This is a genomic window from Salinicola sp. NYA28a (assembly GCF_976982775.1).
This window is the reverse complement of sequence record NZ_OZ334582.1, coordinates 951,512-976,032: the sequence shown is the minus strand read 5'-3', so window position 1 is coordinate 976,032 and position 24,521 is coordinate 951,512. Positions and strand designations below refer to the sequence as shown.

Here is a 24,521-nt window from a genome sequence, read left to right as displayed (position 1 = left end):
AGAAAACAGGGAACGTTTTGCATGTCAGCCAATGAAGCCAGCCTCACTCGCCTCTTCGAACGCGTCACCGGTGATGAAGACAGCCGCATGTGTCGCGACATCTCCGACGAGGCGTGTCAGGAACAACCCGGCAACTTCTTCCGCCATCTCGTCGCCGCGCTCGGCAACAAGCTCGCCGACGAACTCTCCAACGCTCGCCTGATCCTGCCGTGGCTGATGGGCGCGATCGGCGCACCGGTGTGGATGGTCGGTCTGCTGGTGCCCATCCGCGAGGCGGGCGCCCTGCTGCCGCAACTGCTGATCGCCGGCTACATCCGGCTGCGCCCGATCCGCAAATGGGTCTGGGTCACCGGCGGCATCGTCCAGGCGATCGGCGCCCTGCTGCTGGCGCTGCTGGCGCTTTTCGGTCACGGTAGTTGGGGCGGTGCGCTGGTACTGGTCGCGCTGACGGGGCTGTCGCTGGGCCGGGGGCTGTCGTCGGTTTCCACCAAGGACGTGCTGGGCAAGACCATCGCCAAGCAGCGCCGGGGCACGCTGATGGGATGGAGCGCCAGCGTCGCGGGGGCGCTCACCCTGCTCGTCGGTGCCGCCATGGTCGTCATCGGGGATCAGCCCGGCACCTGGGCGCTGGCCATCCTGCTGTTCGCCGCCGCGCTGGGCTGGGGCCTGAACGCGCTCTGCGCCGCCGCGATACGTGAAGCGCCGGGAGCCACCGAAGGCGGTGCCAACGCCTGGGACAGCGTCAAGCAGGGCATTTCGCTGATGCGCCGCGATCGCCGCTTTTTGCATTTCAATCTCTCGCGGGCGCTGCTGCTGTCCAGCGCGCTCGCCCTGCCCTACCTCGCCCTGCTGGGCCAGCAGAACAGCGGTACCGATCTGGCCAGCCTCGGCATCCTGATCGTGACCTCCGGCGCGGCCAGCATGGTCGCCGGCCCGATCTGGGGGCGTCTGGCCGACCGCTCCAGCCGCCGAGTAATGCGCAACAGCGCTATCGGCGCCGCGGTTTGCTGCCTGGCGGGTGCTGCCTGCGTGTGGCTGCCGGCAGCGGCGCGCGAAAGCGTGTGGCCCTACGCCCTGGTCTACGGCCTGCTGATGATCGCCCATGCGGGAATACGTCTGGGCCGCAAGACCTATGTCGTCGATCTGTCGGACAGCAATACCCGCGCGCTCTACGTCGCGTTTTCCAATACCTTCACCGGCGTCCTGATGCTCGTCGTCGGGCTGTTGCTCGGGGGCCTGGCGCAATGGCTAGGCAGTGCAGGCCTTCTGCTGGTGCTTGCGGCACTGGCCGTGGCGGCTGCGCTCAGCTCCCATGCCCTGGTGGAAGTCGAGGACCCTGACGCATCGTGAAGCGTTGTAATCCCGAAACACCGTGGCATGATGTTCGATCGTGTCGACCCTACAATCCGTCGAATGCCCAGTCTGGAGGCAAGGATGGCCAGTACCAGTAAGCAACCGCCCATGATCAGCCCGGCGCTACTCGAACGTATCGTCAACGCCTCGGATGACGGCATCGTGGTGGCTGAACAGGAAGGCGACGAAAACATTCTGATCTACGCCAATCAGGGCTTCGAACGCCTGACGGGCTACAGCGTCGACGAGATTCTCTATCGCGACTGCCGCTTTCTGCAGAATGGCGATCGCGACCAGCCGGCCATCGACCGGGTGCGCACCGCCCTGCGCGAAGGCAAGCCGTGCCGCGAAGTGCTGCGCAACTATCGCAAGGACGGCAGCCAGTTCTGGAACGAGCTCTCGATCACGCCGGTCTACGACGAGGAAGACAGGCTCACCTATTTCGTCGGCGTGCAGAAGGATGTCACCAGTCTGATCGAGACCCTGCAGGAACTCGAGGCGCTGAAAGCCGAGCGCGATCCGGCCTGAAACCTCAGCAGAATCCTGAACTTATCGCCGCCTTGCGCGGCGATAGTTTTTTTTAACCAGGAAAATCTTGTACCCGGCGGCATTCGACGATATATAGCCCGAAGCGTCACTGAGATGCGATTTCACGGGAGGGCTAAAACATGAGCCGTGAGGATTATGTCGAGGATCAGGATTTTTCCGAAGCCATCAACGACGAGCAGTTCGAACGTCCACGCAGCAGCAAGGCGGACACGTTGCGTGCCAGGCGCCAGGTCGAAGCGCTGCTGGAAGAACGTCGCCTGAAACGTGCCATCGAGGACGACTGGTACAGCGACTTCGGCGACGAAGAAGAGTAGTTGGACATCGTCAATGTACTACCAACGGGCGCTCAGGCGCCCGTTCGCATTGTCGGCATGACTCGTTTACCCTGCCTGTTACGCGCTGTGCCCCGTTGACGGGCGCTGCAGCGATGACTGCCTGTTATTATCCACTGCGATTTTTATCTATCCACTGCGACTTACTATCGGATTTCCATGGCGCAATACGTTTACACCATGAACCGGGTGGGCAAGATCGTCCCCCCGAAGCGCGAGATCCTGAAAGACATCTCGCTCTCCTTCTTCCCCGGCGCCAAGATCGGCGTGCTCGGTCTCAACGGCTCGGGAAAATCGACGCTGCTGCGCATCATGGCCGGCGTCGATACCGAATATAACGGCGAAGCCCGGCCGATGCCGGGTATCAATATCGGCTACCTGCCGCAGGAGCCCGAGCTCGACGACAGCAAGAACGTCCGCGAGACGGTCGAGGAAGCCCTCGGCGAGGTCAAGCAGGCCCAGGTAGAACTGGAAGCCGTCTACGCCGCCTATGCCGAGCCGGATGCCGATTTCGATGCGCTGGCCGCGCAACAGGCGCGTCTGGAGAACATCATCGAAGCGGCTGACGCGCATAACATCGAGCGTAAGCTGGAAGTCGCCGCCGAAGCGCTGCGCCTGCCGCCGTGGGAGGCCAGCGTCGGGCATCTTTCCGGGGGCGAGCGTCGCCGCGTGGCGCTCTGCCGCCTGCTGCTCTCCAGCCCGGACATGCTGCTGCTTGACGAGCCGACCAACCACCTGGATGCCGAATCCGTGGCCTGGCTCGAGCGCTTCCTGCACGACTATCCGGGCACCGTCGTCGCCATTACCCACGACCGCTACTTCCTCGACAATGTCGCCGGCTGGATCCTGGAACTCGACCGCGGCCACGGTATTCCGTTCGAGGGCAACTACTCCCAGTGGCTCGAGTCCAAGGAGCAGCGTCTCGCCCAGGAAGCCAAGCAGGAAGCGGGACGCCAGCGCGCGATCAAGCAGGAGCTGGAGTGGGTTCGCCAGAATGCCAAGGGCCGACAGGCCAAGAGCAAGGCGCGTCTCAACCGCTTCGAGGAGTTGCAGTCCGGCGACTACCAGAAGCGCAACGAGACCAACGAGATCTACATTCCGCCCGGGCCGCGGCTGGGTGACAAGGTCATCGAGTTCCACGATGTCAGCAAGCGCTTCGACGAGAAGATGCTGTTCGACAACCTCTCCTTCCAGATACCGACCGGTGCGATCGTCGGGATCGTCGGCGGCAACGGGGCCGGCAAGTCGACCCTGTTCAAGCTGATCGCCGGCAACGAGCAGCCGGACAGCGGCGAGGTGGTGCTGGGCGATACGGTGGACGTGGCCTACGTCGAACAGCTGCGCGACCATTTCGACAATTCCCAGACCGTGTGGGAAGCCGTCTCCGGCGGCCAGGACATCCTCAACATCAATGGCTACGAGGTCTCTTCACGCGCCTACGTCGGTCGGTTCAACTTCAAGGGAACCGACCAGCAGAAGCGCCTGAGCGAACTTTCGGGCGGGGAGCGCGGACGCCTGCAACTGGCCCAGACATTGAAGCAGGCCGCCAACGTGCTGCTGCTCGACGAGCCGTCCAACGATCTCGACATCGAGACGCTGCGAGCGCTGGAAGAGGCCTTGCTGGCCTTCCCCGGCTGCGCGCTGGTCATCTCGCACGACCGCTGGTTCCTGGACCGTATCGCCACGCATATCCTGGCGTACGAAGGCGATTCCAACGTCGTCTTCTTCGAAGGGAACTACACCGAGTACGAAGCGGATTACCACAAGCGGGTCGGCACCGACACGCCGAAGCGAATGAAGTACAAGCGTATCGACGCCTGATTCGCTGCCCGTCTTCATCCGGCAATACCAAATACCCCGCCATCAAGGCGGGGTATTTGTTGGAGACTATGTCTGTTGGAGGCTATGCCTGTTGAAGTCCATGTTGATTGGCGACTGCGGTCCTGCCAGTCTTCAGCGACCTCGTCCGCGAATCAGCGAGACGACGAACAGGATCAGAAAGATCACGAACAAGACCTTGGCGATCGTCGCTGCGGCACCGGCGATACCGCCGAAACCCAAAACCCCGGCAATGATAGCGACGATGAGAAAAATCACGGCATAGCTAAGCATGGCAACTCTTCCTGTGCTGACCCATTGGACTTGCTGGCGACGGTGATATCAGCCGCCTGCCAAGCCACCCTCTCGTTCCGTGAGGGCAAACTAAGCCTTGTCGTTTATTGCATTTTCGTCAAGTTCCGCGCTCGCGTGCCCGTTCAGTAAAACGACGCCTCGCCCGGCGGGCGGGTCTTGAAACGCCGGTGAAGCCACAGGTACTGCTCCGGATGGCGGCGGATCGCCTGCTCGATGAACGCATTCACCTGCGCGGCGTCGGCCACATCATCACCACTCGGGAAGTTCTCCAGCGGCGGCAGGTATTCGAGCGTGTAGGTCCGGTCGTCGGGGTTGCGGTGAAACATCAGCGGCATGACGGGGGCGCCTGTCATTCTGGCGATTTTGGCCGTCAGCTTGATCGACGCGGCGGAGATGCCGAAGAACGGCGCGAAGACGCTCACCTCGCGACCGAAATCCTGATCCGGCGAGTACCACACGGCATGGCCCGACTTGATCCGGCGGACGACACCGCGCAGGTCGTGACGGTCGATGGCCGCGCCGAAGATGCCACGCCGGGCGCGGGTCATGAAGTCCTCGAACACCGGGTTGTCGTGCGGCCGGTAGACCACATCGGCGGGGAAGAACAGCGAGTGCAGCGCGCCGCCGAGATCCAGCGTCGAGAAATGGATGCCGATGATCAACGCGCCCTTTCCCTGCGCCATGGCCCGTTCCATGTGCTCGGTTCCCTTGAAGGTCACGCGGTGACGCAGATGCTCGGGATCGCGGCACCAGCCGGTAGCGGTTTCGAGAATGCCGATCCCGTTGGCGATGAAGGTCTTCCTGACCAGCGCCGCGCGCTGCCGGTCGTCCAGCTCGGGAAAGCACAGCGCCAGGTTGGTGTCGGTGATATGGCGGCGTCGTTTGGCCAGCTTCCAGGTCAACAATCCGATGCCTCGCCCCAGTGCCAGCTTGAGACGCCAGGGCAGCATCGCCCCCGCTCGCATCAGGCCGATGCCGAGCCATGCTCCCCAGTAACGGGGGTGAGCGCGATTGGGGGGATAGGTTTTCTTGGCCATGTTCCTTCCGATTCTCTATGCGTGCCGGTCTATGAATGCCGAATAGTGTAGCGAACTGCAGCAAACGACCTCTACGCGCCTTCGTGGTAACGTCGCGGCACCCTCGGCAGCAGCCCGGTCAGCAACGTGTAGCCGATGGTATTGCAGTGAGCCGCGACCTCGTCGACGCTCAACCCTCCGCCCCACAGCACCACCTCGCTGCCGACGCCGGCATCGGGCAGGTGGCTGATATCCACCGTCAACATGTCCATCGAGACGCGCCCCACCAGCGGGCAGCGGTGACCATCGACCAGTATCGGCGTGCCGTCGGCAGCGTGGCGATCGTAGCCGTCGCCATAGCCGGCAGCGACCACGCCGATTCGGGAAGGGCGCGAGGTGTGCCAGCGCGCGCCATAGCCGACCGGCTCCCCGTCGGGCAATGACTGCACGGCGATCAGACGCGAGCGCAGCGTCATCACTGGCTTCAGCGAGACGTCCGGTGGCAGTTCGCCTTCCAGCGGATTGCTGCCGTAGAGCATGACACCGGGGCGATTCCATTGCCCGTGAGTCTGGGGCCTGGTCAGCGTGGCCGGCGAGTTGGCAACACAGACCGGCGCGTCGAGACGCCGGCGGACGGACTCGATCGTTCGCTGCTGGCGCTCGAACTGTGACGTATCGGCCTGATCGGCACTGGCGAAGTGGCTGATCAGGTGGATATCCCGAACTCGGTGAGAAGCCGCCTTCAATCGTGCCCAGCGGTCGGCGAACGACTCGGGATCGTAACCCAGCCGATGCATGCCGGAATCCAGCTTGAGCCAGACCGTCAGCGGTTGCGCGGCGGGATGGTTCAGGACGGCGTCCAGTTGCCAGTCGCTGTGTACGACCTGCCACAGCTGCAAGGCCTCAACGCGGGCCAGTTCCTCGGTCTCGAAGATGCCTTCCAGCAGCAGTATCGGCCGCTGGATGCCCGCTTCAAGCAGGCTCTCGGCTTCTTCCAGCGAGGCGACCGCAAACGCTGGCGCCGCGCTCTCGAGCGCCTGGGCGCACGCCACGGCACCGTGACCATAGGCATTGGCCTTGATCACCGCCATGGAACGGCTTCCGGGTGCCAATTCGCTGGCAATGGCGTAGTTGTGGCGCAGCGCGTCGAGATCGATATCGGCAATGAGAGGCCGGGCCATGAAACTTCCTTCGAAACGGGCAGAGGAAAACCGGCGGCTGCCACCGGTCGATCGTGGTCATTTTACCCTGCCTGACAGCCTTCGCGGCATCGGGAGACGATAAAGGCTGCCTCCGGAAACGACGACGCCGCTGCTGGGGCAGCGGCGTCGAGTCGACTTCCTGCGGACGCTATCAGAATCGTATCAGGACGCCGGCGGCGGCGTGGGCCGCGCACCGATATCCTCGACGGAAGACGAGACGCCGGCATCGTCGACCTCCGTCAGCGACACGGGATTGCTGTCGCGCAGCCAGCGGTTGGTCGCACGGATCACGTCGAGATTCAGCACGCCGGTCTGCTGGCGCAGCTGCAGCAGGTCGGTGACGTAGGTGTAACGGGCGTCGGCGTAGTTGGAGATGGATTCGTAGAGCGACTGCTCGGCATCCAGCACGTCGACGATGTTTCGCGTCCCCACCTCGTATCCGGCTCGTGTCGCTTCCAGGGCACTGCGACTGGAGACGATGGCTTCACGCTGCGCCTCGACCGATTCCACGTCGTTGCTGACCTGGGCAAACAGGGAACGCACCTGCTGCATGGTGTAGCGACGCTGGTCCTCGAAGTCGTACTGGGTCGCTTCCAGCGTGTAGGTGTTCTCGCGTACCGCGGCGCTGGTCGAACCACCGGTGTAGATGGGCAGGTTGGCCTGCACGCCGATCTGCAGGTCTTCGTTATGGCCGCGAAGCTCGTCGCGGTCGTTGTTCGAGTAGGAGTAATCCGCGAACGCGTCCAGCGTCGGCAGGTGGCCGGCCTCGGCGATATCGACGCCGGATTTCGCCAGCTCGACCGCAGCCTGGGCGTATTGAATGGACGGGCTGCTGGACAGCGCCAGCTCGACCCAGTCGTCGCGACTGGCTGGTACGGGAGGCTGGATCGGCAGCTCGTCATCGAGCCCTTCGATGCTGTCGTACTGCTGCCCCGTCAGGCGCTCGAGCGTCTCGAAACTCACCTGCAGGTCGCTCTTGGCAGCGATACGCTGCGCACGTGCCGAGTCGAAGGCAGCCTTGGCCTCGTTGACATCGGTGATCGCCACCAGGCCGACGTTGAACTGCTCTCTGGACTGCTCGAGCTGCCGCCCGATCGCCTTTTCCTGGGCCTGGCGTGCTTCCAGCACTTCCTTGGCGCGCAGAATCTCGAAATAGGCCTCGGAGACATCGTAGAGCAGCTGCTGCTGGTCGATTTCCAGCTGCAGCGCCTGCTGGCCGACCTGCTTCTTGCTCTGCTGGTACTCGTACCAGTTGGTGGCATCGAACAGCGCCTGGGTAACGCTGACACCGATGCTGCTGCCGTTGTAATCCTCGCCGCTGGATGATGAGCCGGTACCGGCGGCGGCCTGGCTACCGCTCGAACCAGCGTAGCTTTGACTCTCCAGCGAGTCATAGCGATACAGACTCCCGGTGGCGCTGGCCTGCGGCAGCAGATCGCCGCGTTCCACATCCTGACCCGCTTCGGTGCTCTTGAATGTCGAACGCGATGAATTCAACGTTGCCGAATGCTCTAGCGCGTCCTGAGTGATGGTCAAGAGATCTGCCGCGTGAACCGAGGGGGCGAACGCTGCCACGACCAGCAGCGAAATGGCATGTCGCAGGGGAGAGCGCGACGGCAACGAGATGAGAGGCGACATCGAGAAATATCCTATCGTTGAGCACTGGTGACGATACGAATCCGGCTGTGCGAGTCCATGCAAGCATGCCCCACAAGCCACGGATGTCGTCGGCATCGCCCAGAAACCCAATCATGGCTGTTTTTCTGGCGGACTCGAGACGCCAACGACCGTCGACGTCATCCGGGACCACACAACAAACGACCGAGGCGCCAGCAATGTAGCTGACGCCTCGGCTTGAGGTTTACATACAATGCCGCATGTATGCCACCGGATCAATAGCATGGCCGGTCTTCACCGGCATTTGCGCATTCGTCATGTTCCCGGAACCGGCCTATTCGAAGATCGAATCCATCGACAGGCCCTGCTTTTCCAGCATCCGGCGCAGCTTCTTGAGCGCCTCGACCTGGATCTGGCGCACGCGCTCGCGCGTCAGGCCGATCTCTTCGCCGACCTCCTCGAGCGTGGCGGCCTCATGCCCGCGCAGGCCAAAGCGGCGCAGAACGACTTCGCGCTGCTTGTCGCTCAGCTCGACCAGCCATTCGTCGACGTGCTGCTTGACGTCGTCGTCGACCAGGTTGGATTCCGGGCCGACCTCGTTCTCGTCCGCCAGCGTGTCGATCAGGGGCTTGTCGCTCTCGGCACCCATCGGATAGTCGACCGAGGAGACGCGTTCGTTGAGTCCCAGCATGCGTTTGACGGTGCTCACCGGCTTGTCGAGGAACTCGGCGATCTCTTCCGCGGTGGCCTCGTGGTCGAGCTTCTGGGTCAGCTCGCGAGCCGCGCGCAGGTAGATGTTGAGTTCCTTGACAACGTGAATCGGCAGGCGAATCGTTCGCGTCTGGTTCATCAATGCCCGTTCGATGGTCTGGCGAATCCACCAGGTGGCGTAGGTCGAGAAACGGAAACCGCGCTCCGGATCGAACTTCTCGACCGCACGAATCAGGCCCAGGTTGCCTTCCTCGATCAGATCGAGCAGCGACAGTCCGCGGTTGAGATAACGTCGGGCGATCTTGACCACCAGGCGCAGGTTGGACTCGATCATGCGCTGACGCCCCGCCGGATCGCCCTTCTGCGCAAGGCGGCCGTAATGCACTTCTTCTTCGGGCGTCAGTAGCGGTGAAAAACCGATTTCGTTGAGATAGATCTGTGTCGCATCGAGACTGTGGTGGTAGGAGTTTTCTTCACGGCTCAACGCTTTCTCGAAAGCGCTTTCATCATCCTTGCGACCCGTGTCGTCGCTATCGACTTCTGCGGTATCGACACCGTCGAGCTCGACATCCTGAATTTCCCGTTCAAGCATGCTCATGTCCACTACCCCCAATCTTGGCTACCTGAGTACCTCGCCATGGCAATCCCGCTCCATGGCGATCGCATATTCCTTGCCGTTTCGAACTTCCCTAGGGGCCGTTGGATCCGCGCCTCGCCAATCATCTTTTCGAACACCGTCCTCGATGCCGCCTTCCGGGAGGGCTACGTTGAATGCGGATGTACGAATGCGGTCACTGACGCTGGATCCAGAAAGCCCTGTCACAGCGGTCTTGGGCGCCGATCCGAAGATCAGCGCGCAGGCAGGTATTGCAGTGGGTCTTGAGGTTGTCCGTTCACGCGAACCTCGAAATGTAGCTCGACCTGGTCAGCATCCGTCTGCCCCATGGTAGCTATCGTCTCTCCGGCCTCAACGACGTCGTTTTCCTTCACTTTCAACGAGTCGTTGTGTGCGTAAGCGCTCAAGAAGCGATCATTGTGCTTGAGGATGATGAGGTTGCCATATCCCCGCACGCCATCGCCAGCATACACCACAATCCCTGGTCCGGCTGCTTTGACAGGTTGCCCCTTTTGACCGGCAATATCAATGCCGGGGGTTATGTTCGAATCATCATCGAACTTGCCAACCACCTGGCCGCTGGCGGGCCACTGCCATGGCACGTTCTCGACCGGTTTGTAGGTCCGATCCGAACGGTCCGGCGCCCCGCTGGGCTCGCCAGCCACTTCCGTACCCGCATCGTTTCCGGAAGCCGCCTGCGTACCGCCTGAACTCATGGAAGCAGAAGAGGATGACGATCCCGTGTCAGCGGGTTTCGCAGTGGAACCGGCATTGCCGGGCTGCCCGGAGCGCGTATCGGTACTGGCCACCGAGGCGCCCTGCTGCGATCCCTTCCCGGCGTCACCCCGGGTGCCGCCCTGGGCCGTGACGGGGCCCGGCGCGGAAGGCGAAGCGTTGCTGCCAGCGGCTTGCCCGCCCTGCTGCGGCGAACTCTGAGCATTGGCATTCCCGGCGCCAGCCGTGGCGTTACGCCCTTCCGCGGGCAGCAACCAGGATGGGTTGTCGACCTCCCCCGTCGCGGACTGAGACGAGCCAGCGCCGCTACCTGAACCGAGCCCCGTTGCGGTCACGCCGCTGCTCGCCACAGCCTGCCCGCCGCTGACACTGGCGCCAGGCTTCAGCCGGAGCTGCTGTCCGGGCTCCAGGCGGTAGGGAGGCGAAATGCCGTTGAGCTGGGCCAGATCGCGAAAATCGACCCGATTCTGCCAAGCGATGCCGTAGATCGTGTCGCCGCTCTTGACCGTGTAGGTCGAGCTCGCTTCGCTGTTACGGCTGACGGAGAGATCCTGCACCTGCGGCCGGCCGCTCGAGGACGTGCAGGCATTCAGCCCGACAGCGACAACGGGGAGGAGCCCCAGTAACAATGCAGTTCGACGCTTGCTCATAAGAAAATTCCTTTTTCGTGACGGAAAGCGGGTGGAAACCGACGCATCGCGTCATGACGATGTTTTCCTGCGCTCTCCCAGGCACATTACCACCACGATGCCGATGATGATCAACACGGCCGCCAGCAGCCACTGGGACGGTTGCCCCGTCACCGCAGCGTAGTCCGAGGGCAACAAGTAATGATAAGCCAGCGCCACTTGCTGACCGTCGGCACCCATGCGGTAACTCGCCAGCTGGCGCCAGGGCCAGAGTTGCGGCAGCGACCCCAGAATGAAACCGACGATCGCCATCAGCGTGATCGCATGGTAGTGACGCAGCAGCCAGGACAGCAGGCGGGAAAAGGTGAACAGCCCCAGCAGGCAGCCGGCGCCGAAGACGGCGATCAGCCCGACATCGAAATTCTTGATGCCGCTCATCACGGTGCCGTAAAGCCCCATCACCAACAGCAGAAAACTGCCCGACACCCCCGGCAACAGCATCGCGCTGATGGCGATCGCACCGGCCACGAACAGGGTGGCATCGCCAGCCCGGCTCATGTCCGGCAGCAGGCTGGGCAAGAGCGCCGCGACCGAAAGCCCTGCCAATACCGGAAGCAGGTAGCGCCAGCGCCAATGGCCGACCTGCCGCATGACCGCCCACGCCGAGGCCAGCACCAGGCCGAAGAAGAACGCATTCAGCAGCAGTTGATGGTGCGACATCAGCCAGGTCACCAGATGCGCGATCGTCACCAGGCTGATGCCGATCCCCAGTACCAGCGGCACCAGAAAGCGTAGATTGAGGTAGGTGACCAGTCCGGCAAGCCCCTGTCGGCGCAAGACGCCGAACGCCCCCGGACCGAAGCGCTTGATGGTCTCGATCAGTTCCTCGTAGATCCCCACGATCAGGGCGATGGTGCCACCCGAGACGCCCGGCACGGCATCCGCCGCGCCCATGCCCATGCCTTTCAATACGGTTGTCGCGATGCGCTTCAACGAATGACTCCCTCAAGCAACGGTACGAAACGCACCTCTTCAAGACGCTGATGATCGAATGCCTGTCCACGTCGACGCACCCGGGTCAGCCACTGACGCCCTTCGCTGTCCGCCAGTGGCGCGATCAGCACACCACCATCCCGCAGCTGGGACAGCAGTGGCTGGGGAAGCTCGCTGGCGCACGCCGTCAGCAGCACGACATCGAACGGCGCCGCCTGCGGCCAGCCCATGGCGCCATCGGCGTGGCGCAGATGGACGTTATGCGCACCCAGCCGCGCCAGGCGCTGCTGGGCGCGGGACTGCAGCGCCGCAATACGCTCCACGCTCCAGACGCTCTTGACCAGGCGCGACAGGATCAGCGTCTGGTAGCCGGAGCCGGTGCCGATCTCCAGCACCCGTTGCGGCTCGGCCAGCGCGACCAGCTCGCTCATCCGGGCCACGATCCAGGGTTGGGACAGCGTCTGCCCCAACCCCAGGGGAAGCGAGGTATCTTCGTAAGCGCGATGGGCCAGGGCTTCATCGAGGAACAGGTGACGCGGCTCCGTCGCCATCACCTCCAGCACCTGCGCATGACGAATCCCGCCGGCCGATAGACGTTCGACCATGCGATTGCGGGTTCGTTGCGACGTCATGCCGACACCGCTCAATTCTTCAGGCGTGTGACAGACCATCCAGCCAGCCCTGTACGTCGTTCAGCGTTTCATGACGGGTCAGATCGGTTTGCAGCGGCGTGATCGAGACGAAGCCCGCCTCGATCGCCGCAAAATCGGTATCGGGTGCGTCGTCGGCGTTTTCCGAAACCGCCGCGATCCAGTAACGGTCGCGCCCGCGCGGATCCTTCATGTGGATCGGCCGCGATGCCGGACCGCGATACCCCAGCCGGGTCACCCGGAATCCGCGAATCTCGCTCCACGGCAGGTCCGGCACGTTAACGTTGAGCAGGCTGCGCGGCGGCAGCGACAGGTTTTCCGCAGCGCCGACCAGACTGGCGGCCACCCGTCCGGCGGTCTCGAAATGGCGCTGCCCGCAGAGCGAAATGGCCAGCGCCGCCATGCCCAGGTTACGCCCTTCCATGGCCGCGGCGACGGTGCCCGAGTACAGCACGTCGTCACCCAGGTTGGCGCCATGGTTGATCCCGGAGATCACCAGGTCGGGTCTTTCCTCCCAGACGCCGTTGACGCCGAGATAGACGCAGTCCGCCGGTGTGCCGTCGACGCTGTAGAACCCGTTGTCCAGCGCGGACAACGCCAGCGGGCGAGTCAGCGTCAGCGAGTTGCTGGCACCGCTCATGTCCCGATCCGGCGCCACGACTCTCAGCCGGGCGTGGCTTTCCAGCGCGCTGGCCAGGGCTTTCAATCCCGGAGCATGAACGCCGTCATCATTGGACAACAACAGTCTGCGCATCTTCTTTCCTCCTGGACGATGGTCGATACCGGCGACGTCAGATCAGCGTCGGGTGCCGAAACAGTTCGCGAAGCACCGAGGTGGCAAAGGCGCCTCGCGGTAAGGTGAAGGAGAGCCGGACCGCCTCTTCTTCCCTTTCCCAGCTGGCCTCCCCGAGCCGCAGCCGCAGCGGCCGCCGGTCGTGACGCGCCCCGGCCTGGACCAGACCGTCGCTCAGCTCGGCATGGCCGGTGGCGATGGACGTTTCCCGCTCGGCCACCTCGCCCTCGCTCTCCAGCCGGCCGACGCCCCACAGCGGCCCGGTGGGGTGCAGATCGCCGGCCTCGGCGCGGGCCAGCAGATCGTCGTCGACCTGCGCGCTGGCGAAGCGGCTCGCGGTGCCGTTCAGATTCAGCACGTCACCGGGCTGCGGGACACACCAGGTGCCATCGGCAACGCGCGCCGACAGCACCTGGTTGAAAAGATAGCTGCGAGCGGTGGAGAGCAGTAACCCCTGGGGATCCTGGCGTTTGCGCCAGCCCCGAGCCAGCAGTTGCCGGGCGCGCTGCAGGTTGCGCCCCGCCGGGCCGAAGCGCTGCGGGCCGAAGTAGTTGGGCACGCCCTCGGCCACCAGACGGTCCCAGCGCGCGCGGGTGTCCGCCGCGTCGATGGCTTCGCCCCGGATTCTCAGATGGAAGCGGTTGGCGCGGTGCACGCCGCGTTTCAGCTTGCGCGGGTGTCGCGCCGCCTCGAGACAGCGGACGCCCCGTTCGGCCAGGCCCGCATCCCACTCCGCCGGCGGCTCGCGACCGGGCAGCGCCAGCGAGAACCACTGCCGCGTCACCGCGTCGCGATCCTTGAGCCCGCTGAAGCCCACGTCCCGTACCGGGATATCGACTGCGCGGGCGAGCAGACGCGCCAGATCCGGCGTGGTCATCCCGCGCTTCTCCAGCCACAGCCACCAGTGCTCGCCGTGGCCCTCCGGGGCGAAATCGAACTGCTCCTCGACCTGGAAGTCTTCAGGGCGCTGTCGATACTCGCCGATGGCAGCCGGCACGCCCGCGACGTGGCACCAGTTCGGGGGCCAGGCGTCGGCCGAGGAGATCGAGGGTTCGCTCATCGAGCGTCTGCGACCAGCAGTACCACCGCTTCCGCGGCGATGCCTTCACCGCGCCCGGTAAACCCGAGCCGCTCGGTGGTCGTCGCCTTGACGTTGACCGCGCCCAGCTCGATGCCCACGTCGGCAGCGATCGTCTCGCGCATGAGCGGGATCGACTCGGCCATGCGCGGCGCCTGGGCCATCAGCGTGGCATCGAGATTGCCGATCCGATAGCCGGCCTCGCGCACCAGCGCGACGACGTGGCGCAGCAGCGCGCGACTGTCGGCGCCCTTCCAGGCCGGATCGGTATCCGGAAAGTGCCGCCCGATGTCGCCCAGCGCGCAGGCGCCCAGCAGGGCATCGCTGATCGCATGCAGCAGCACGTCGCCATCGGAGTGGGCGACGAAGCCGCGGTCGAACGGCAGGCGAACACCGCCGATCATCAGATGATCGCCCTCGCCAAAGCGATGCACGTCGAACCCGTGACCGATCCTGAAACTCATGCTTCCCTTCCTCCTTGTCCGCTGACGGCGCCTTGTCCGCTGACGGCGCCTTGCCCGCTGACGGCGTTCGTCGATGCCGGCGTGGTTTTCAATGCCGTTTCCGGCGCCGTTTCCGACTGCACGGCGAGTATGCGCGCCGCCATGGCCAGATCCTCGGGATGGGTGATCTTGAGATTGTCGCGGCTGCCGGCGACCAGTCGCGGCGCCAGCCCCATGGCTTCGATCGCCGAGGCTTCGTCGGTCACCGTCATGCCGGTGGCCAGCGCCGCATCGAGCGCCTGGCGCAGCAGATCGAAGCGGAACACCTGCGGTGTCAGCGCGTGCCAGAGGCCGTCTCGCGGTTCGGTGTGGCTGATTCGTCCGCGCTCATCGGCACGCTTCATGGTGTCGGCCGCCGGGGTCGCCAGCAGCGCGCCGATCGCCTCGTTCTCGAGCGCTTCCCGCAGGGCCTGCAGATCCTCGAGCCGCACGCAGGGCCGGGCGGCGTCATGCACCAGCACCCAATCGTCGTCCGCCGCCTGTTCCACCAGCGTCGCGAGGGCACGGCCCACCGTATCGGCGCGCTCGTCGCCGCCGCCGACACGCTGCCAGTCTTCGAAGGGAACGTCGTCGGGGTCGAAATACTCGTCGTCGGGATCGAGACACAGCCGCAGCGCGGCTTCGGGAAAGGCCTGATGCAGGCGTTCGAGCGTGCGTGCCAGGACGCTTCTGCCCTGAAGCATCAGATACTGCTTGGGACGGTCGGCCTGCATGCGCTGGCCGCGACCGGCGGCGGGCACGATCAACCAAAGCGTCATGGCTGGACGACCCCCGTGCGCGCTGCGGGTCCGTCATCGGGATCCTCGACACCAGGCACCCAGAAGAACTGCTCGTCCTCGCGAACCATGCCGATATCGCTGCGCGCCCGCTCCTCGATGGCATCGAGCCCGTTCTTGAGGTCGACGACTTCGGCAGCGAGACGGGCGTTGCGCGCGCCGAGCACTTCGGTATCGCCTTCCAGGGTATCGGCGCGGGCCTGGATGTCGTTGAATTCCCGGATGCCACCCTCGCCGAACCACAGCCGGTACTGCATCAGCCCCAGCATGATAACCAATACCACAATGACCCATTTCCACATCGCCAAGGCTTCCGGTCGGCACGATTCATTTCGGACAGTTCATTCCCGACAGGCCACGGCCCTCGGGAAAGGGCGCAGCAGGCCGCTGTCGGAGCGCGGCTCATTATGCCATCATCGCCGCATGCGGCCCACCGCCACGACCGAATCCGGAATCGACGATCTCATGTACAAACTGGCCTTCTTCGTTCCCGAATCCCACCTGGAGAGCGTCAAGGACGCGGTGTTCGCCAGCGGCGCCGGACGCATCGGCGATTACGAGGCGTGCTGTTTCCAGATGCGTGGCGTGGGCCAGTTCCGGCCGCTTCCGGGTGCCCAGCCTCATATAGGCGATGTCGGTGCGCTGGAAAGCGTCGAGGAGTATCGGGTCGAACTGGTCTGCGAGGACCGCCGGATACGCGCTGCGATCAAGGCGCTGATCGACGCGCATCCCTACGAGGAGCCGGCCTACGACGTGTGGCCGCTGAGCGATCCGGATTCCCTGCCCTAAATTTGACAAGATCGGTCCGAGATAGGATCGCCATCTCGCGGCCCGAGGGCGCGCTCAGGCGGAGCCGAGGTAGCGCTCCCTCTCCTCCTTGCCGATCTGGCTGAGATGCAGCTCGAAGGTACCCTGACGCCGATCATCGAAGAAGTGGCGCAGCGTGCGTTCGATGGTGGGAAAGGCCAGTTCGTCCCAGGGGATCTGGGTCTCCTCGAACAGTTCGACCTCGAGACTCTCCGGCCCGGCGGCGAAATCGCCGTTGAGATTGCCGAGAAAGATCATGTACACCTGATTGATGTGCGGCAGGCTGATCAGGGTATACAGTGTCGGATCGTCGACGACGGCACGGGCCTCTTCGCGGGTTTCCCGCAGCGCCGCCTGCTCCACGGTTTCCGCGTTCTCCATGAACCCCGCCGGCAGCGTCCAGAAGCCCTTGCGCGGCGCGATGGCGCGACGGCACAGCAGGATGCGCTCCCCGGCTACCGGCAGCGTGCCGGCCACGATGCGCGGATTCTGGTAATGGATGGTATGGCAGGCATCGCACAGGAACCGGGGGCGGTCGTCGCCGTCGGGAATCGCGAAACGCACGGTATGGCCGCAATGGCTACAGTAGTTCATAGAGTCTCGGGTTTATAACGCCTCGCGTGTCGGAGGGTTTCGAGTTCGCAGGAGCCGCCAGGCACCGTCGATCGGCACGTTGGTCAGTCCAGGGTCTGTTGAGTCAAATCGCATGTTAGAGAAAGTCCGTGAACGCCTGCAAGCACATCGCCCGCGTCGGTTGGACGGCGCCTACCCTCAGGCGGCCGTGCTTCTCCCCATCGTCGCGCGCCCCGAGCCAACGCTGCTGTTCACCCAGCGCACCGCGCATCTGACCCAGCACGCCGGCCAAGTCGCCTTCCCGGGCGGCAAGCGGGAGCCGGAAGACCGGGATCTGCTCGCCACGGCACTGCGGGAAACCCACGAGGAGATAGCCCTCCAGCCTGGACAGGTCGATGTCATCGGGCGTCTGAGCGACGTGATCTCGCTCCATGGCCTGCGCGTGACGCCTTTCGTCGGTCTGGTCGAGCCAGACCTGCCGCTGAAGGCGGAGCCGGGTGAAATCGCTTCGATCTTCGAGGTTCCCATGCGTCACTTCATCGATGACCATCGTAGCCATACTGATGTCATTCCGGTCGATGATCAGCCCTGGTACGTACCCAGCTATCTTTTCGAGGACCGCATGATCTGGGGGTTGTCGGCCATGATGCTGGTGGAGTTGCTGGCCGTGGGCTTCGAAAGCGATATCGCGCTGGACCGCAAACCCACGCAAGGGGAGTTGCGCTATCATCCGCAGCGCCGACGCCACACCACGGCGCGGTCAGGCCAGCCCGGCAAGATTCCGGAGTGAGTGCTTCATGACCCCCAACGACGCCCATCACGCCTTCTGGGACAGCGCCCAGCTATCCGCCTTGATCGATGGACTGGTGGAACGCGGCTGGTACGTGGGCACACGTTTTCTCGCCCCGGCGCTGTGCCGGGACCTGCTGGAGGAACTGCAGCTGTTGCATCGGCAGGCGGCGCTTCAGGAAGCCGCCATCGGCCGTGGGGACGAACGCATGCTGCGGCGCGACATTCGCGGCGACGCCATTCACTGGCTGGATCGGGAAAGCCTGGCGCAACGACGCTACCTGGCGCTGATGAGCGAACTCCAGCAGCAGATCAACCTCGCGCTCTACGCCGGATTGTTCGAATTCGAGGCCCACTTCGCCCACTATCCGCCGGGCGCCTTCTATCGCAAGCACTACGACAGCTTTCGCGGTCGGGCCAACCGCGTCATTTCGACCGTGCTCTATCTCAATCCGGACTGGCCCGCCGACGGCGGTGGCGAGATGGCGCTCTACGACGAACACGAACCCGAGCGCGAGGTCGCCCGCGTGCATCCGGAGGCCGGCACCTTCGCCTGCTTTCTCTCCGACCGCATTCCCCACGAAGTGCTGCCGACGCGCATGCCCCGAGTCAGCATCGCCGGCTGGTTCCGCCGCAATGCCTCGCTGGGCGGCGTGATCGATCCAGCCCGCTAGTCGGCCGCCGGTCTATTCGGTCGCCGGTCTATTCGGTCGCCGACGTCTGGCGACTGGCGACGCTTTCTCGCTTCTCGGTCGTGAAAGGTGTCGCGGGGTCGTCTTCCACGTCGTTATCCATATCGCTCTCCATATCACCGGGAAGCGCCGTTTCCACGTCCGGCACCAGTTGCGACAGATCTTCCTGATGTTCGTGCTCGATCGCGCCCTGCACCAGCTCGTCGGTCACGCTGAGTTCGGCGCCCACCACCGACTGCTGCGGGTTGGAGGTAAACGGCGCCACCGGCATCGGTGCCGGGCGCCGGCTCCGACGCCAGACGAAGAATGCCACCAGCACCACGCCGAGCCCGGCCAGCGCCACGAACAACCCCGCGTTGCCGGTATGAATCATCAGCGGCGTGATCAGCGGCGGACTGAGGGTCGCTCCCAGCGCATTGATCAGCAGCAAGCCCTGGCTCATCCGCACCAGCGCGCCGGCCGGTGCACGGTCGGCCGCGTGGCTCACCGCCACCGGATAGAGTGCGAACACGCCACCACCAATCAAAAACAGCATGGCCGCCAGCAGGCCGGGCAGATCCGGCAGCAGCATCACCCCGCCACACAGCACTGCCAGTACGCCACCGATCAGAATCAGCACGATCTGACGGTCATGCCGGTCGGACCAGCGCCCGATGGGATATTGCAGCAACATGCCACCCAGAATGACCACCGCCATCATTTCGCCGATCTGCTGCACCTCGAAGCCACTGCGCTGCAGATAGAGCGGCAACAGACTGTAGATGGCCGAAACCGCCAGCCCCGAGCCGAAACAGCCCATCACACCGGTCGGCGTGACGGTGATCAGCCGCCAGGGCGACAGCGGCTCGGCGTGCTCGATCAGCGGCGAGACCCGCGGAATCATGCCAAGCGGCAGCACCGACAGCGACGCCAACATGGCGATGATCATGAATGGCTGGCTGGCACCGGCATGGTCCGCCACGCCCAGCAGCAGTTGCCCGATCACCCCGGCGCCATAGAGCGCGATCATGTAGAGCGCCAGCAGCCGGCCCCGAACCCGGGTATCGGCCGCGGTCAGCAACCAGCTTTCGATGACCAGATAGACACCCAGCGTCGCCCACCCACCGATCAGGCGCAGCGTGAACCACAGCTCGGCGTTGAGCCACATGCCCTGCAGCAGCACGGTTACCGCTACCAGCGATGCGAAGCAGGCGTAGGCGCGAATATGGCCGATTCTCAACAGCAGCCGATCATTGAACAGCGCGCCGATCGCCAGACCGATGTAGTACGCGGCAGATACCCAGCCGATGGTGGTAACGGACTCACCGGCCGCGTCCAGGCGCAGGGTGATCAACGATGCCAGAAAGCCGTTGCCGATCCCCAGGATGAAGAGACCGAGTAGCGGTGCCAACGCCATGGAAAGCAGCTGCCGAGACATAAGCCCAAGAACCTCGAAAATGCACTTTGAATAAGGCCGGCAATTCGTGCAGGCACGGCAGCCGACGGTTCCAAACGGATAGGCTAGAACAGATGAGACGCTCGCGCCGTCGCGGCGCCCTCCCGGATGACGGTTCGATCGTCGAAGAAAACCCGCCCCGAGAGGTCGAGAGCGAGCGAACTATACGCCCGCCCTCGCTCCAAAAGAAGTCGAAAAAACGTCGATAAATGCGCCTATTGCGCCACTTTGGCGCAACCGCCGACTCGCCATTATCTGGCGTTATCCAAAGCCCCCGATTGACAAACACGAGCCAGCATCAAGGCGACGCCTATCGCCACGAGACAGAGGCAATGCCAACCGCCAGCGGCTTTTTGTCGCGTAACAGCGTATGCTGAGCGATTAGCACGCTAACCAGCCGTCCCTGCCTCACGATCAGATCACCATGCCCGCAGACACCGCCGACAGTCCCGACAGCCCCGTTTATCGCCAGCCCGGTTTCGCCCCCTTTCTCGCCTCCCGCCTCTGCGCGGTCTTCGCCATGCAGATCCAGGCGATCGTGGTGGCATGGCAGGTCTACGACATTACCCACGACCCGCTGACGCTGGGCTATGTCGGCCTGGCCCAGTTCCTGCCCATGGTGGTGCTGTTGCTGCCGGCCGGCGATGTCGTGGACCGTTTCGACCGCAAGCGAATCCTTCAACTCAGCTGGGCCGCCCAGGCACTCTGCAGCGGGCTGCTGATCCTGCTGTCGTTGAAGCAGCCCGACTCCGCGGTACCGTTCTATGCCGTGCTGGTGTTGTTCGGCGCCGCTCGGGCCTTTACCGGGCCGACGCTGCAGAGCCTGCTGCCGCAGATCGTGCCTCGCGATCAACTGGGCAAGGCGATCGCCCTCAATTCATCGATCATGAAGATCGGCGTGATCGGTGGCCCCATGCTGGGCGGGCTGCTTTACGCCTTCGGCCCGACGCTGACCTACAGCGTCAACCTGGGTTGCTTCCTCGTCGCCCAGTTGGCGCTGGCCGGCGTGCCGGTGCGCTATGCCTTCGAACGCGTACAGACCGACGATACCGCCTGGCAGCGCTTTACCGCCGGCATTCATTACATCCGCAACAAACCGGTGATTCTCGGGGTCATTTCGCTGGATTTGTTCGCCGTGCTGTTCGGGGGGATCGTTGCGCTGCTGCCGGTCTACGCGCATGAAATTCTGCATGTCGGCCCGGAAGGGCTCGGCGCCCTGCGCAGCGCTATCGCCATCGGCGCCTTCCTGATGGGGCTCTATCTCGGCGTGCGCGCCATCAAGCGTCATGCCGGCATGATCATGTTCGCTGCCGTGGCCGTATTCGGCCTCGCCAACATGGTGTTCGCGCTCTCCCACTGGTTCTGGCTCTCGTTCGGCGCGCTGCTGATCGCCGGAGCCGCTGACATGATCTGCGTCTACGTCCGCCTGACCCTGCTGCAACTGGCGACACCGGACGAGATGCGCGGCCGGGTCAACGCCGTCAACATGTTATTCATCGGCGCCTCCAACGAACTCGGGGAGTTCGAATCCGGCGTCACCGCGTCATGGTTCGGCACCGTGCCGGCAGCGGTCATCGGTTCCGTCGGCACGCTGGCGATCGTCGGTCTGTGGATGTGGAGCTTCCCGGTGCTGAGACGCGCCGACCGCCTCGACGGCATCGAAGAGGAGCCGGTGGACGCCCCTGCCACGGCAGCCACCGGCAAGTCGGCGTGATGACTCGAAGCATGGCGTCCCCGTTGTTTTCCGGGATAACGCCATCGCTCGAACCAGTGTTACTTGAAATATTCAAAACCTTATCAATAACAATCAATTAAAAACGACATACTGGCTCGCCATTACCGTTTTGATGAGTGCCGACACGTCCAAAAACTCGATACGTTGCTCATACTTCGTAGCAGAAGAACCATTCTTGTCGCCTGCCCCACGAAACCCCGAAGCTAACCCCGTGAAACCTAGGCCAAGGCCAAGCGCGACCGCCCCCTAATGAAGCGGTCCGCTTTTTTCGTTTTCGGACCCCTTACGCAGGCGATAACTTCATGAACCGGCCCGCTTTATCGTTTTCGATCGATGGCAATGTCGCTATCGAACCTCCATCTTTCGCGATGCAACCGAACCCAGTACGACAACTCGACACCTCGCAAATCTCGTCATCGTCGGAAGTCCATTGGCAGCGATTTTCCGTCGCTTACGATTACCCCATCGCTTTTACCCGGGAGATCTTTTCTCCCGACAACCCTCTGCTGGCCGACGTCATCTCGCGCAAGGAGCCGCGCAAGACCCACCGCTGCCTGATTTACGTCGACGCCGGCATCGCCGCCACCTGGCCGGATCTGGAAACGCGGATCAACGCCTACTTCGCCGCGCATGCCAGCCGAATGAGCCTGCTCGCGGCGCCGATCACCGTGCCGGGCGGGGAGGCGATCAAGGCCGACCTGAAGACGGTCAACGGCGTGCTGGAAGACATCCGGCGCTACGGTGTCGATCGCCACGCTTATGTCATCGTCATCGGCGGCGGTGCGGTGCTGGATGCGCTCGGCCTCGCGGCCGCCATGGGTCATCGCGGCGTGCGCCTGATCCGTCTACCGACCACCGTGCTGTCGCAGAACGACAGCGGCGTCGGGGTCAAGAACGCCGTCAATTTCCGGGGTTGCAAGAACTTCATCGGCACTTTCGCCCCGCCGTGGGCCGTGCTCAACGACTTCGACTTCCTGTGCACGCTTTCGCGCCGCGACCGGCTCGCCGGCATTGCCGAGGCGATCAAGGTGGCGCTGATCCGCGATGGCGCCTTCTTCGACTGGCTGGAGGCCAACGCCGATTCGCTGGCCGAATTCGATCCACGCACCGAGGAGATCATGATCCGCCGCAGCGCCGAGCTGCACATGCAGCAGATCGGCCGTGGGGGCGATCCGTTCGAGCAGGGTTCGTCGCGCCCGCTGGATTTCGGTCACTGGTCGGCGCACAAGCTCGAGGCGCTGACTCATCATGGCATCAGCCACGGTGAAGCCGTCGCCATCGGTATCGCGCTCGATGCTCGCTATTCCGTGCTCAAGGGTCTGCTGCCCGCCGGCGCAGAATGGCGCGTGGTGTGGCTGTTGAAGCGTCTGGGCCTGCCGGTCTTCCATGCCCAGTTGCTGGAGATCGGTGACGACGGCCAGCCTGCCATTCTGGCGGGTCTCGGGGAGTTCCAGGAACATCTCGGCGGCGAACTGACGATCACGCTGCTGGCCGGCCTGGGCCGTGGACACGATGTTCACAAGATCGACGAAACCCTGATGACAGCCGCGATCGACTGGCTGCGCGAAGAGGCGAACCGCCATGCAGCTGCCTGACGATCTAGGTCAACTGACCTACTGTCTCAACATCCACCCGACCCAGACCTGGGAAGCGGTGCGCGGTGCCCTGCTGGGACCGGTCAAGCACGTGCGGGATGCCCTCTCTCCCGACGCGACCTTCGGCGTGGGGCTGCGCCTTTCCGCCCAGGCGCTGGAGGAGCTCCGTGCCCCCGATGCCCGCGCCGAACTCAAGGAGATCCTCGCGCGGGAGAACTATCGCGTGGTGACCATGAACGGCTTCCCGTTCGGCCCCTTCCACGGCATTCCGGTCAAGCAGAACGTCTATCAGCCCGACTGGAAACAGCGGGCTCGGCTGGACTACACCTGCTGGCTGGCCGACCTGCTGGCGGAGCTCGGCGTCGCCGGCGATACCGTGAGCCTGAGCACCGTTCCCGGCACCTACAGGCCGCTGGCCGAAGGCGCGGAAGCCGAAATGGCCGATAACCTGCTCAAGGCCGTCTCCCACTGCATCGAGCTCGCGAGCCGGACCCGGGTGACCATCGCCATCGCCCTGGAGCCCGAGCCCCACTGCTTCCTGGAGACCATCGAGGAAACCGTGGCGTTCTTCCGCGACTGGCTCTATTCCGACGCTGCCGCCGGCCGATTGAGCGAGCTCAGCGGGCTGTCGATCGACGAGGCGAAGCAGGCGCTGCCGCGGCATCTGGGCGTCTGCTACGACGTCTGCCACGCGGCGGTGGAATTCGAGGATCCGGCCGCCAGCATCGAAGTCCTGCGCACGGCCGGCATTCCTATCCACAAGCTGCAGCTGAGCGCGGCGCTGCGAATCCCGCGATTCGACGCCGCGAAGCGAGAGGCGCTGGCGCCGTTCTGCGAACGGACCTATCTGCATCAGGTCGTGGTCGCCAGCGAAAGCGGACTGGTGCGATACGCGGACCTGCCCGAGGCGCTGGCTGACGAGGCCCGCATCGACGGCGAGGAGTGGCGGATCCATTACCACGTGCCGATCTTCGTGGAGACGATCCCGCCGTTCGAGACCACGCAATCGTTTCTCGCCGACATTCTCGCCCTGCATCGTCAGCAACCGATTTCGCAGCATCTGGAAGTGGAGACCTACACATGGCAGGTATTACCGGAGACCCTACGCACCGAGAGCGTGGAGAAGGCGGTGACTCGGGAGCTGACCTGGGTCAAGCAGCAGCTGATCTGAGCGCATCCGGTTTAGAAACACCGGATTCGAAAACGCCG

General features: G+C 64.0%; 25 protein-coding genes. 10 read left to right on the top strand and 15 right to left on the bottom strand.

Annotated elements, in window-relative coordinates:
* The first annotated feature begins 21 nt into the window (after nucleotides 1–21).
* The 4 genes from ACWHY3_RS04530 (at nucleotide 22) to ettA (ending at nucleotide 4,055) form a co-directional block, all read left to right on the top strand.
* A complete protein-coding gene (locus ACWHY3_RS04530; RefSeq protein WP_448127663.1) occupies nucleotides 22–1,350 on the top strand; it encodes an MFS transporter in 1,329 nt (442 codons plus the stop codon).
* A gap of 84 nt (nucleotides 1,351–1,434) precedes the next feature.
* On the top strand, nucleotides 1,435–1,881 hold the full coding sequence (locus tag ACWHY3_RS04525; protein ID WP_244179798.1) for a PAS domain-containing protein: 447 nt from the start codon (nucleotides 1,435–1,437) through the stop codon (nucleotides 1,879–1,881).
* 140 nt (nucleotides 1,882–2,021) lie between these two features.
* Entirely contained in the window at nucleotides 2,022–2,216 is a 195-nt protein-coding gene (locus ACWHY3_RS04520; RefSeq protein WP_448127662.1) for a PA3496 family putative envelope integrity protein, read from the top strand.
* 177 nt (nucleotides 2,217–2,393) lie between these two features.
* Complete coding sequence (gene ettA, locus ACWHY3_RS04515) at nucleotides 2,394–4,055, top strand: energy-dependent translational throttle protein EttA (RefSeq protein ID WP_448127661.1); 1,662 nt, start codon at nucleotides 2,394–2,396, stop codon at nucleotides 4,053–4,055.
* 132 nt (nucleotides 4,056–4,187) lie between these two features.
* Here ettA and ACWHY3_RS04510 read toward each other — a convergent pair whose 3' ends face one another.
* The 13 genes from ACWHY3_RS04510 to ACWHY3_RS04450 all read right to left on the bottom strand — a co-directional run bounded on the left by ACWHY3_RS04510 (nucleotide 4,188) and on the right by ACWHY3_RS04450 (nucleotide 15,970).
* Nucleotides 4,188–4,346: a DUF1328 domain-containing protein gene (locus ACWHY3_RS04510; protein WP_071231586.1), complete on the bottom strand. Its 159-nt coding sequence runs from the start codon at nucleotides 4,344–4,346 to the stop codon at nucleotides 4,188–4,190.
* A gap of 143 nt (nucleotides 4,347–4,489) precedes the next feature.
* The gene (gene lpxL / locus ACWHY3_RS04505; protein WP_332778686.1) at nucleotides 4,490–5,404 is read right to left on the bottom strand and encodes an LpxL/LpxP family Kdo(2)-lipid IV(A) lauroyl/palmitoleoyl acyltransferase; all 915 of its coding nucleotides are present in this window, start codon (nucleotides 5,402–5,404) and stop codon (nucleotides 4,490–4,492) included.
* Between the two features lie 71 nt (nucleotides 5,405–5,475).
* Nucleotides 5,476–6,564: an alanine racemase gene (alr, locus tag ACWHY3_RS04500; protein WP_448127660.1), complete on the bottom strand. Its 1,089-nt coding sequence runs from the start codon at nucleotides 6,562–6,564 to the stop codon at nucleotides 5,476–5,478.
* 183 nt (nucleotides 6,565–6,747) lie between these two features.
* Entirely contained in the window at nucleotides 6,748–8,223 is a 1,476-nt protein-coding gene (locus ACWHY3_RS04495) for a TolC family outer membrane protein (protein WP_071231583.1), read from the bottom strand.
* A gap of 313 nt (nucleotides 8,224–8,536) precedes the next feature.
* A complete protein-coding gene (gene rpoS / locus ACWHY3_RS04490) occupies nucleotides 8,537–9,511 on the bottom strand; it encodes an RNA polymerase sigma factor RpoS (protein WP_087717785.1) in 975 nt (324 codons plus the stop codon).
* 251 nt (nucleotides 9,512–9,762) lie between these two features.
* A complete protein-coding gene (locus ACWHY3_RS04485) occupies nucleotides 9,763–10,914 on the bottom strand; it encodes a peptidoglycan DD-metalloendopeptidase family protein (protein WP_448127659.1) in 1,152 nt (383 codons plus the stop codon).
* 51 nt (nucleotides 10,915–10,965) lie between these two features.
* Nucleotides 10,966–11,886, bottom strand: a complete 921-nt coding sequence (locus ACWHY3_RS04480; protein ID WP_448127658.1) for a DUF368 domain-containing protein — start codon at nucleotides 11,884–11,886, stop codon at nucleotides 10,966–10,968.
* Nucleotides 11,883–12,518, bottom strand: a complete 636-nt coding sequence (locus ACWHY3_RS04475; RefSeq protein WP_256961021.1) for a protein-L-isoaspartate(D-aspartate) O-methyltransferase — start codon at nucleotides 12,516–12,518, stop codon at nucleotides 11,883–11,885. The genes ACWHY3_RS04480 and ACWHY3_RS04475 overlap by 4 nt, the downstream gene beginning before the upstream one ends.
* A 19-nt stretch (nucleotides 12,519–12,537) precedes the next feature.
* The gene (gene surE, locus ACWHY3_RS04470) at nucleotides 12,538–13,290 is read right to left on the bottom strand and encodes a 5'/3'-nucleotidase SurE (RefSeq protein ID WP_087717782.1); all 753 of its coding nucleotides are present in this window, start codon (nucleotides 13,288–13,290) and stop codon (nucleotides 12,538–12,540) included.
* Nucleotides 13,291–13,327: 37 nt separating this feature from the next.
* A complete protein-coding gene (gene truD / locus ACWHY3_RS04465; protein WP_448127657.1) occupies nucleotides 13,328–14,389 on the bottom strand; it encodes a tRNA pseudouridine(13) synthase TruD in 1,062 nt (353 codons plus the stop codon).
* Nucleotides 14,386–14,871, bottom strand: coding sequence for a 2-C-methyl-D-erythritol 2,4-cyclodiphosphate synthase (gene ispF, locus ACWHY3_RS04460; protein WP_448127656.1), 486 nt, complete (start codon nucleotides 14,869–14,871; stop codon nucleotides 14,386–14,388). Before ispF ends, truD begins: the two co-directional genes overlap by 4 nt.
* A complete protein-coding gene (gene ispD, locus ACWHY3_RS04455) occupies nucleotides 14,868–15,668 on the bottom strand; it encodes a 2-C-methyl-D-erythritol 4-phosphate cytidylyltransferase (RefSeq protein WP_448127655.1) in 801 nt (266 codons plus the stop codon). Before ispD ends, ispF begins: the two co-directional genes overlap by 4 nt.
* Entirely contained in the window at nucleotides 15,665–15,970 is a 306-nt protein-coding gene (locus tag ACWHY3_RS04450; RefSeq protein ID WP_306298776.1) for a septum formation initiator family protein, read from the bottom strand. Before ACWHY3_RS04450 ends, ispD begins: the two co-directional genes overlap by 4 nt.
* Nucleotides 15,971–16,151: 181 nt before the next feature.
* Between ACWHY3_RS04450 and ACWHY3_RS04445 the strand changes: the two genes are divergently transcribed.
* A complete protein-coding gene (locus tag ACWHY3_RS04445; protein ID WP_448127654.1) occupies nucleotides 16,152–16,475 on the top strand; it encodes an NGG1p interacting factor NIF3 in 324 nt (107 codons plus the stop codon).
* Between the two features lie 54 nt (nucleotides 16,476–16,529).
* Here ACWHY3_RS04445 and ACWHY3_RS04440 read toward each other — a convergent pair whose 3' ends face one another.
* Complete coding sequence (locus ACWHY3_RS04440) at nucleotides 16,530–17,087, bottom strand: NUDIX hydrolase (protein ID WP_087717778.1); 558 nt, start codon at nucleotides 17,085–17,087, stop codon at nucleotides 16,530–16,532.
* A gap of 112 nt (nucleotides 17,088–17,199) precedes the next feature.
* On the opposite strand from ACWHY3_RS04440, the gene ACWHY3_RS04435 reads away from it, so the two are divergent.
* Together ACWHY3_RS04435 and ACWHY3_RS04430 are read left to right on the top strand one after the other, a co-directional pair.
* A complete protein-coding gene (locus tag ACWHY3_RS04435; RefSeq protein ID WP_087717777.1) occupies nucleotides 17,200–17,856 on the top strand; it encodes a CoA pyrophosphatase in 657 nt (218 codons plus the stop codon).
* Between the two features lie 7 nt (nucleotides 17,857–17,863).
* The gene (locus ACWHY3_RS04430; protein WP_087717776.1) at nucleotides 17,864–18,529 is read left to right on the top strand and encodes a 2OG-Fe(II) oxygenase; all 666 of its coding nucleotides are present in this window, start codon (nucleotides 17,864–17,866) and stop codon (nucleotides 18,527–18,529) included.
* A 28-nt stretch (nucleotides 18,530–18,557) separates the two neighbouring features.
* Here the strand turns inward: ACWHY3_RS04430 and ACWHY3_RS04425 are convergent, their stop codons facing one another.
* Nucleotides 18,558–19,964: an MFS transporter gene (locus tag ACWHY3_RS04425; protein ID WP_448127653.1), complete on the bottom strand. Its 1,407-nt coding sequence runs from the start codon at nucleotides 19,962–19,964 to the stop codon at nucleotides 18,558–18,560.
* Nucleotides 19,965–20,406: 442 nt separating this feature from the next.
* Between ACWHY3_RS04425 and ACWHY3_RS04420 the strand changes: the two genes are divergently transcribed.
* From ACWHY3_RS04420 to eboE, 3 genes are all read left to right on the top strand, one after another.
* A complete protein-coding gene (locus ACWHY3_RS04420; protein WP_448127652.1) occupies nucleotides 20,407–21,696 on the top strand; it encodes an MFS transporter in 1,290 nt (429 codons plus the stop codon).
* A gap of 323 nt (nucleotides 21,697–22,019) precedes the next feature.
* Nucleotides 22,020–23,312, top strand: a complete 1,293-nt coding sequence (locus ACWHY3_RS04415; protein ID WP_448127651.1) for a 3-dehydroquinate synthase — start codon at nucleotides 22,020–22,022, stop codon at nucleotides 23,310–23,312.
* Complete coding sequence (gene eboE, locus ACWHY3_RS04410) at nucleotides 23,299–24,483, top strand: metabolite traffic protein EboE (protein WP_448127650.1); 1,185 nt, start codon at nucleotides 23,299–23,301, stop codon at nucleotides 24,481–24,483. The genes ACWHY3_RS04415 and eboE overlap by 14 nt, the downstream gene beginning before the upstream one ends.
* Nucleotides 24,484–24,521: the final 38 nt, after the last annotated feature.

Bases quoted from the DNA above. Each gene is read 5' to 3' on its own strand.
- ACWHY3_RS04530 (WP_448127663.1), top strand. From the start codon at position 22: ATGTCAGCCAATGAAGCCAGCCTCACTCGCCTCTTCGAACGCGTCACC.
- ACWHY3_RS04525 (WP_244179798.1), top strand. From the start codon at position 1,435: ATGGCCAGTACCAGTAAGCAACCGCCCATGATCAGCCCGGCGCTACTC.
- ACWHY3_RS04520 (WP_448127662.1), top strand. From the start codon at position 2,022: ATGAGCCGTGAGGATTATGTCGAGGATCAGGATTTTTCCGAAGCCATC.
- ettA (WP_448127661.1), top strand. From the start codon at position 2,394: ATGGCGCAATACGTTTACACCATGAACCGGGTGGGCAAGATCGTCCCC.
- ACWHY3_RS04510 (WP_071231586.1), bottom strand. From the start codon at position 4,346: ATGCTTAGCTATGCCGTGATTTTTCTCATCGTCGCTATCATTGCCGGG.
- lpxL (WP_332778686.1), bottom strand. From the start codon at position 5,404: ATGGCCAAGAAAACCTATCCCCCCAATCGCGCTCACCCCCGTTACTGG.
- alr (WP_448127660.1), bottom strand. From the start codon at position 6,564: ATGGCCCGGCCTCTCATTGCCGATATCGATCTCGACGCGCTGCGCCAC.
- ACWHY3_RS04495 (WP_071231583.1), bottom strand. From the start codon at position 8,223: ATGTCGCCTCTCATCTCGTTGCCGTCGCGCTCTCCCCTGCGACATGCC.
- rpoS (WP_087717785.1), bottom strand. From the start codon at position 9,511: ATGAGCATGCTTGAACGGGAAATTCAGGATGTCGAGCTCGACGGTGTC.
- ACWHY3_RS04485 (WP_448127659.1), bottom strand. From the start codon at position 10,914: ATGAGCAAGCGTCGAACTGCATTGTTACTGGGGCTCCTCCCCGTTGTC.
- ACWHY3_RS04475 (WP_256961021.1), bottom strand. From the start codon at position 12,518: ATGACGTCGCAACGAACCCGCAATCGCATGGTCGAACGTCTATCGGCC.
- surE (WP_087717782.1), bottom strand. From the start codon at position 13,290: ATGCGCAGACTGTTGTTGTCCAATGATGACGGCGTTCATGCTCCGGGA.
- truD (WP_448127657.1), bottom strand. From the start codon at position 14,389: ATGAGCGAACCCTCGATCTCCTCGGCCGACGCCTGGCCCCCGAACTGG.
- ispF (WP_448127656.1), bottom strand. From the start codon at position 14,871: ATGAGTTTCAGGATCGGTCACGGGTTCGACGTGCATCGCTTTGGCGAG.
- ispD (WP_448127655.1), bottom strand. From the start codon at position 15,668: ATGACGCTTTGGTTGATCGTGCCCGCCGCCGGTCGCGGCCAGCGCATG.
- ACWHY3_RS04445 (WP_448127654.1), top strand. From the start codon at position 16,152: ATGTACAAACTGGCCTTCTTCGTTCCCGAATCCCACCTGGAGAGCGTC.
- ACWHY3_RS04440 (WP_087717778.1), bottom strand. From the start codon at position 17,087: ATGAACTACTGTAGCCATTGCGGCCATACCGTGCGTTTCGCGATTCCC.
- ACWHY3_RS04435 (WP_087717777.1), top strand. From the start codon at position 17,200: ATGTTAGAGAAAGTCCGTGAACGCCTGCAAGCACATCGCCCGCGTCGG.
- ACWHY3_RS04430 (WP_087717776.1), top strand. From the start codon at position 17,864: ATGACCCCCAACGACGCCCATCACGCCTTCTGGGACAGCGCCCAGCTA.
- ACWHY3_RS04425 (WP_448127653.1), bottom strand. From the start codon at position 19,964: ATGTCTCGGCAGCTGCTTTCCATGGCGTTGGCACCGCTACTCGGTCTC.
- ACWHY3_RS04420 (WP_448127652.1), top strand. From the start codon at position 20,407: ATGCCCGCAGACACCGCCGACAGTCCCGACAGCCCCGTTTATCGCCAG.
- ACWHY3_RS04415 (WP_448127651.1), top strand. From the start codon at position 22,020: ATGAACCGGCCCGCTTTATCGTTTTCGATCGATGGCAATGTCGCTATC.
- eboE (WP_448127650.1), top strand. From the start codon at position 23,299: ATGCAGCTGCCTGACGATCTAGGTCAACTGACCTACTGTCTCAACATC.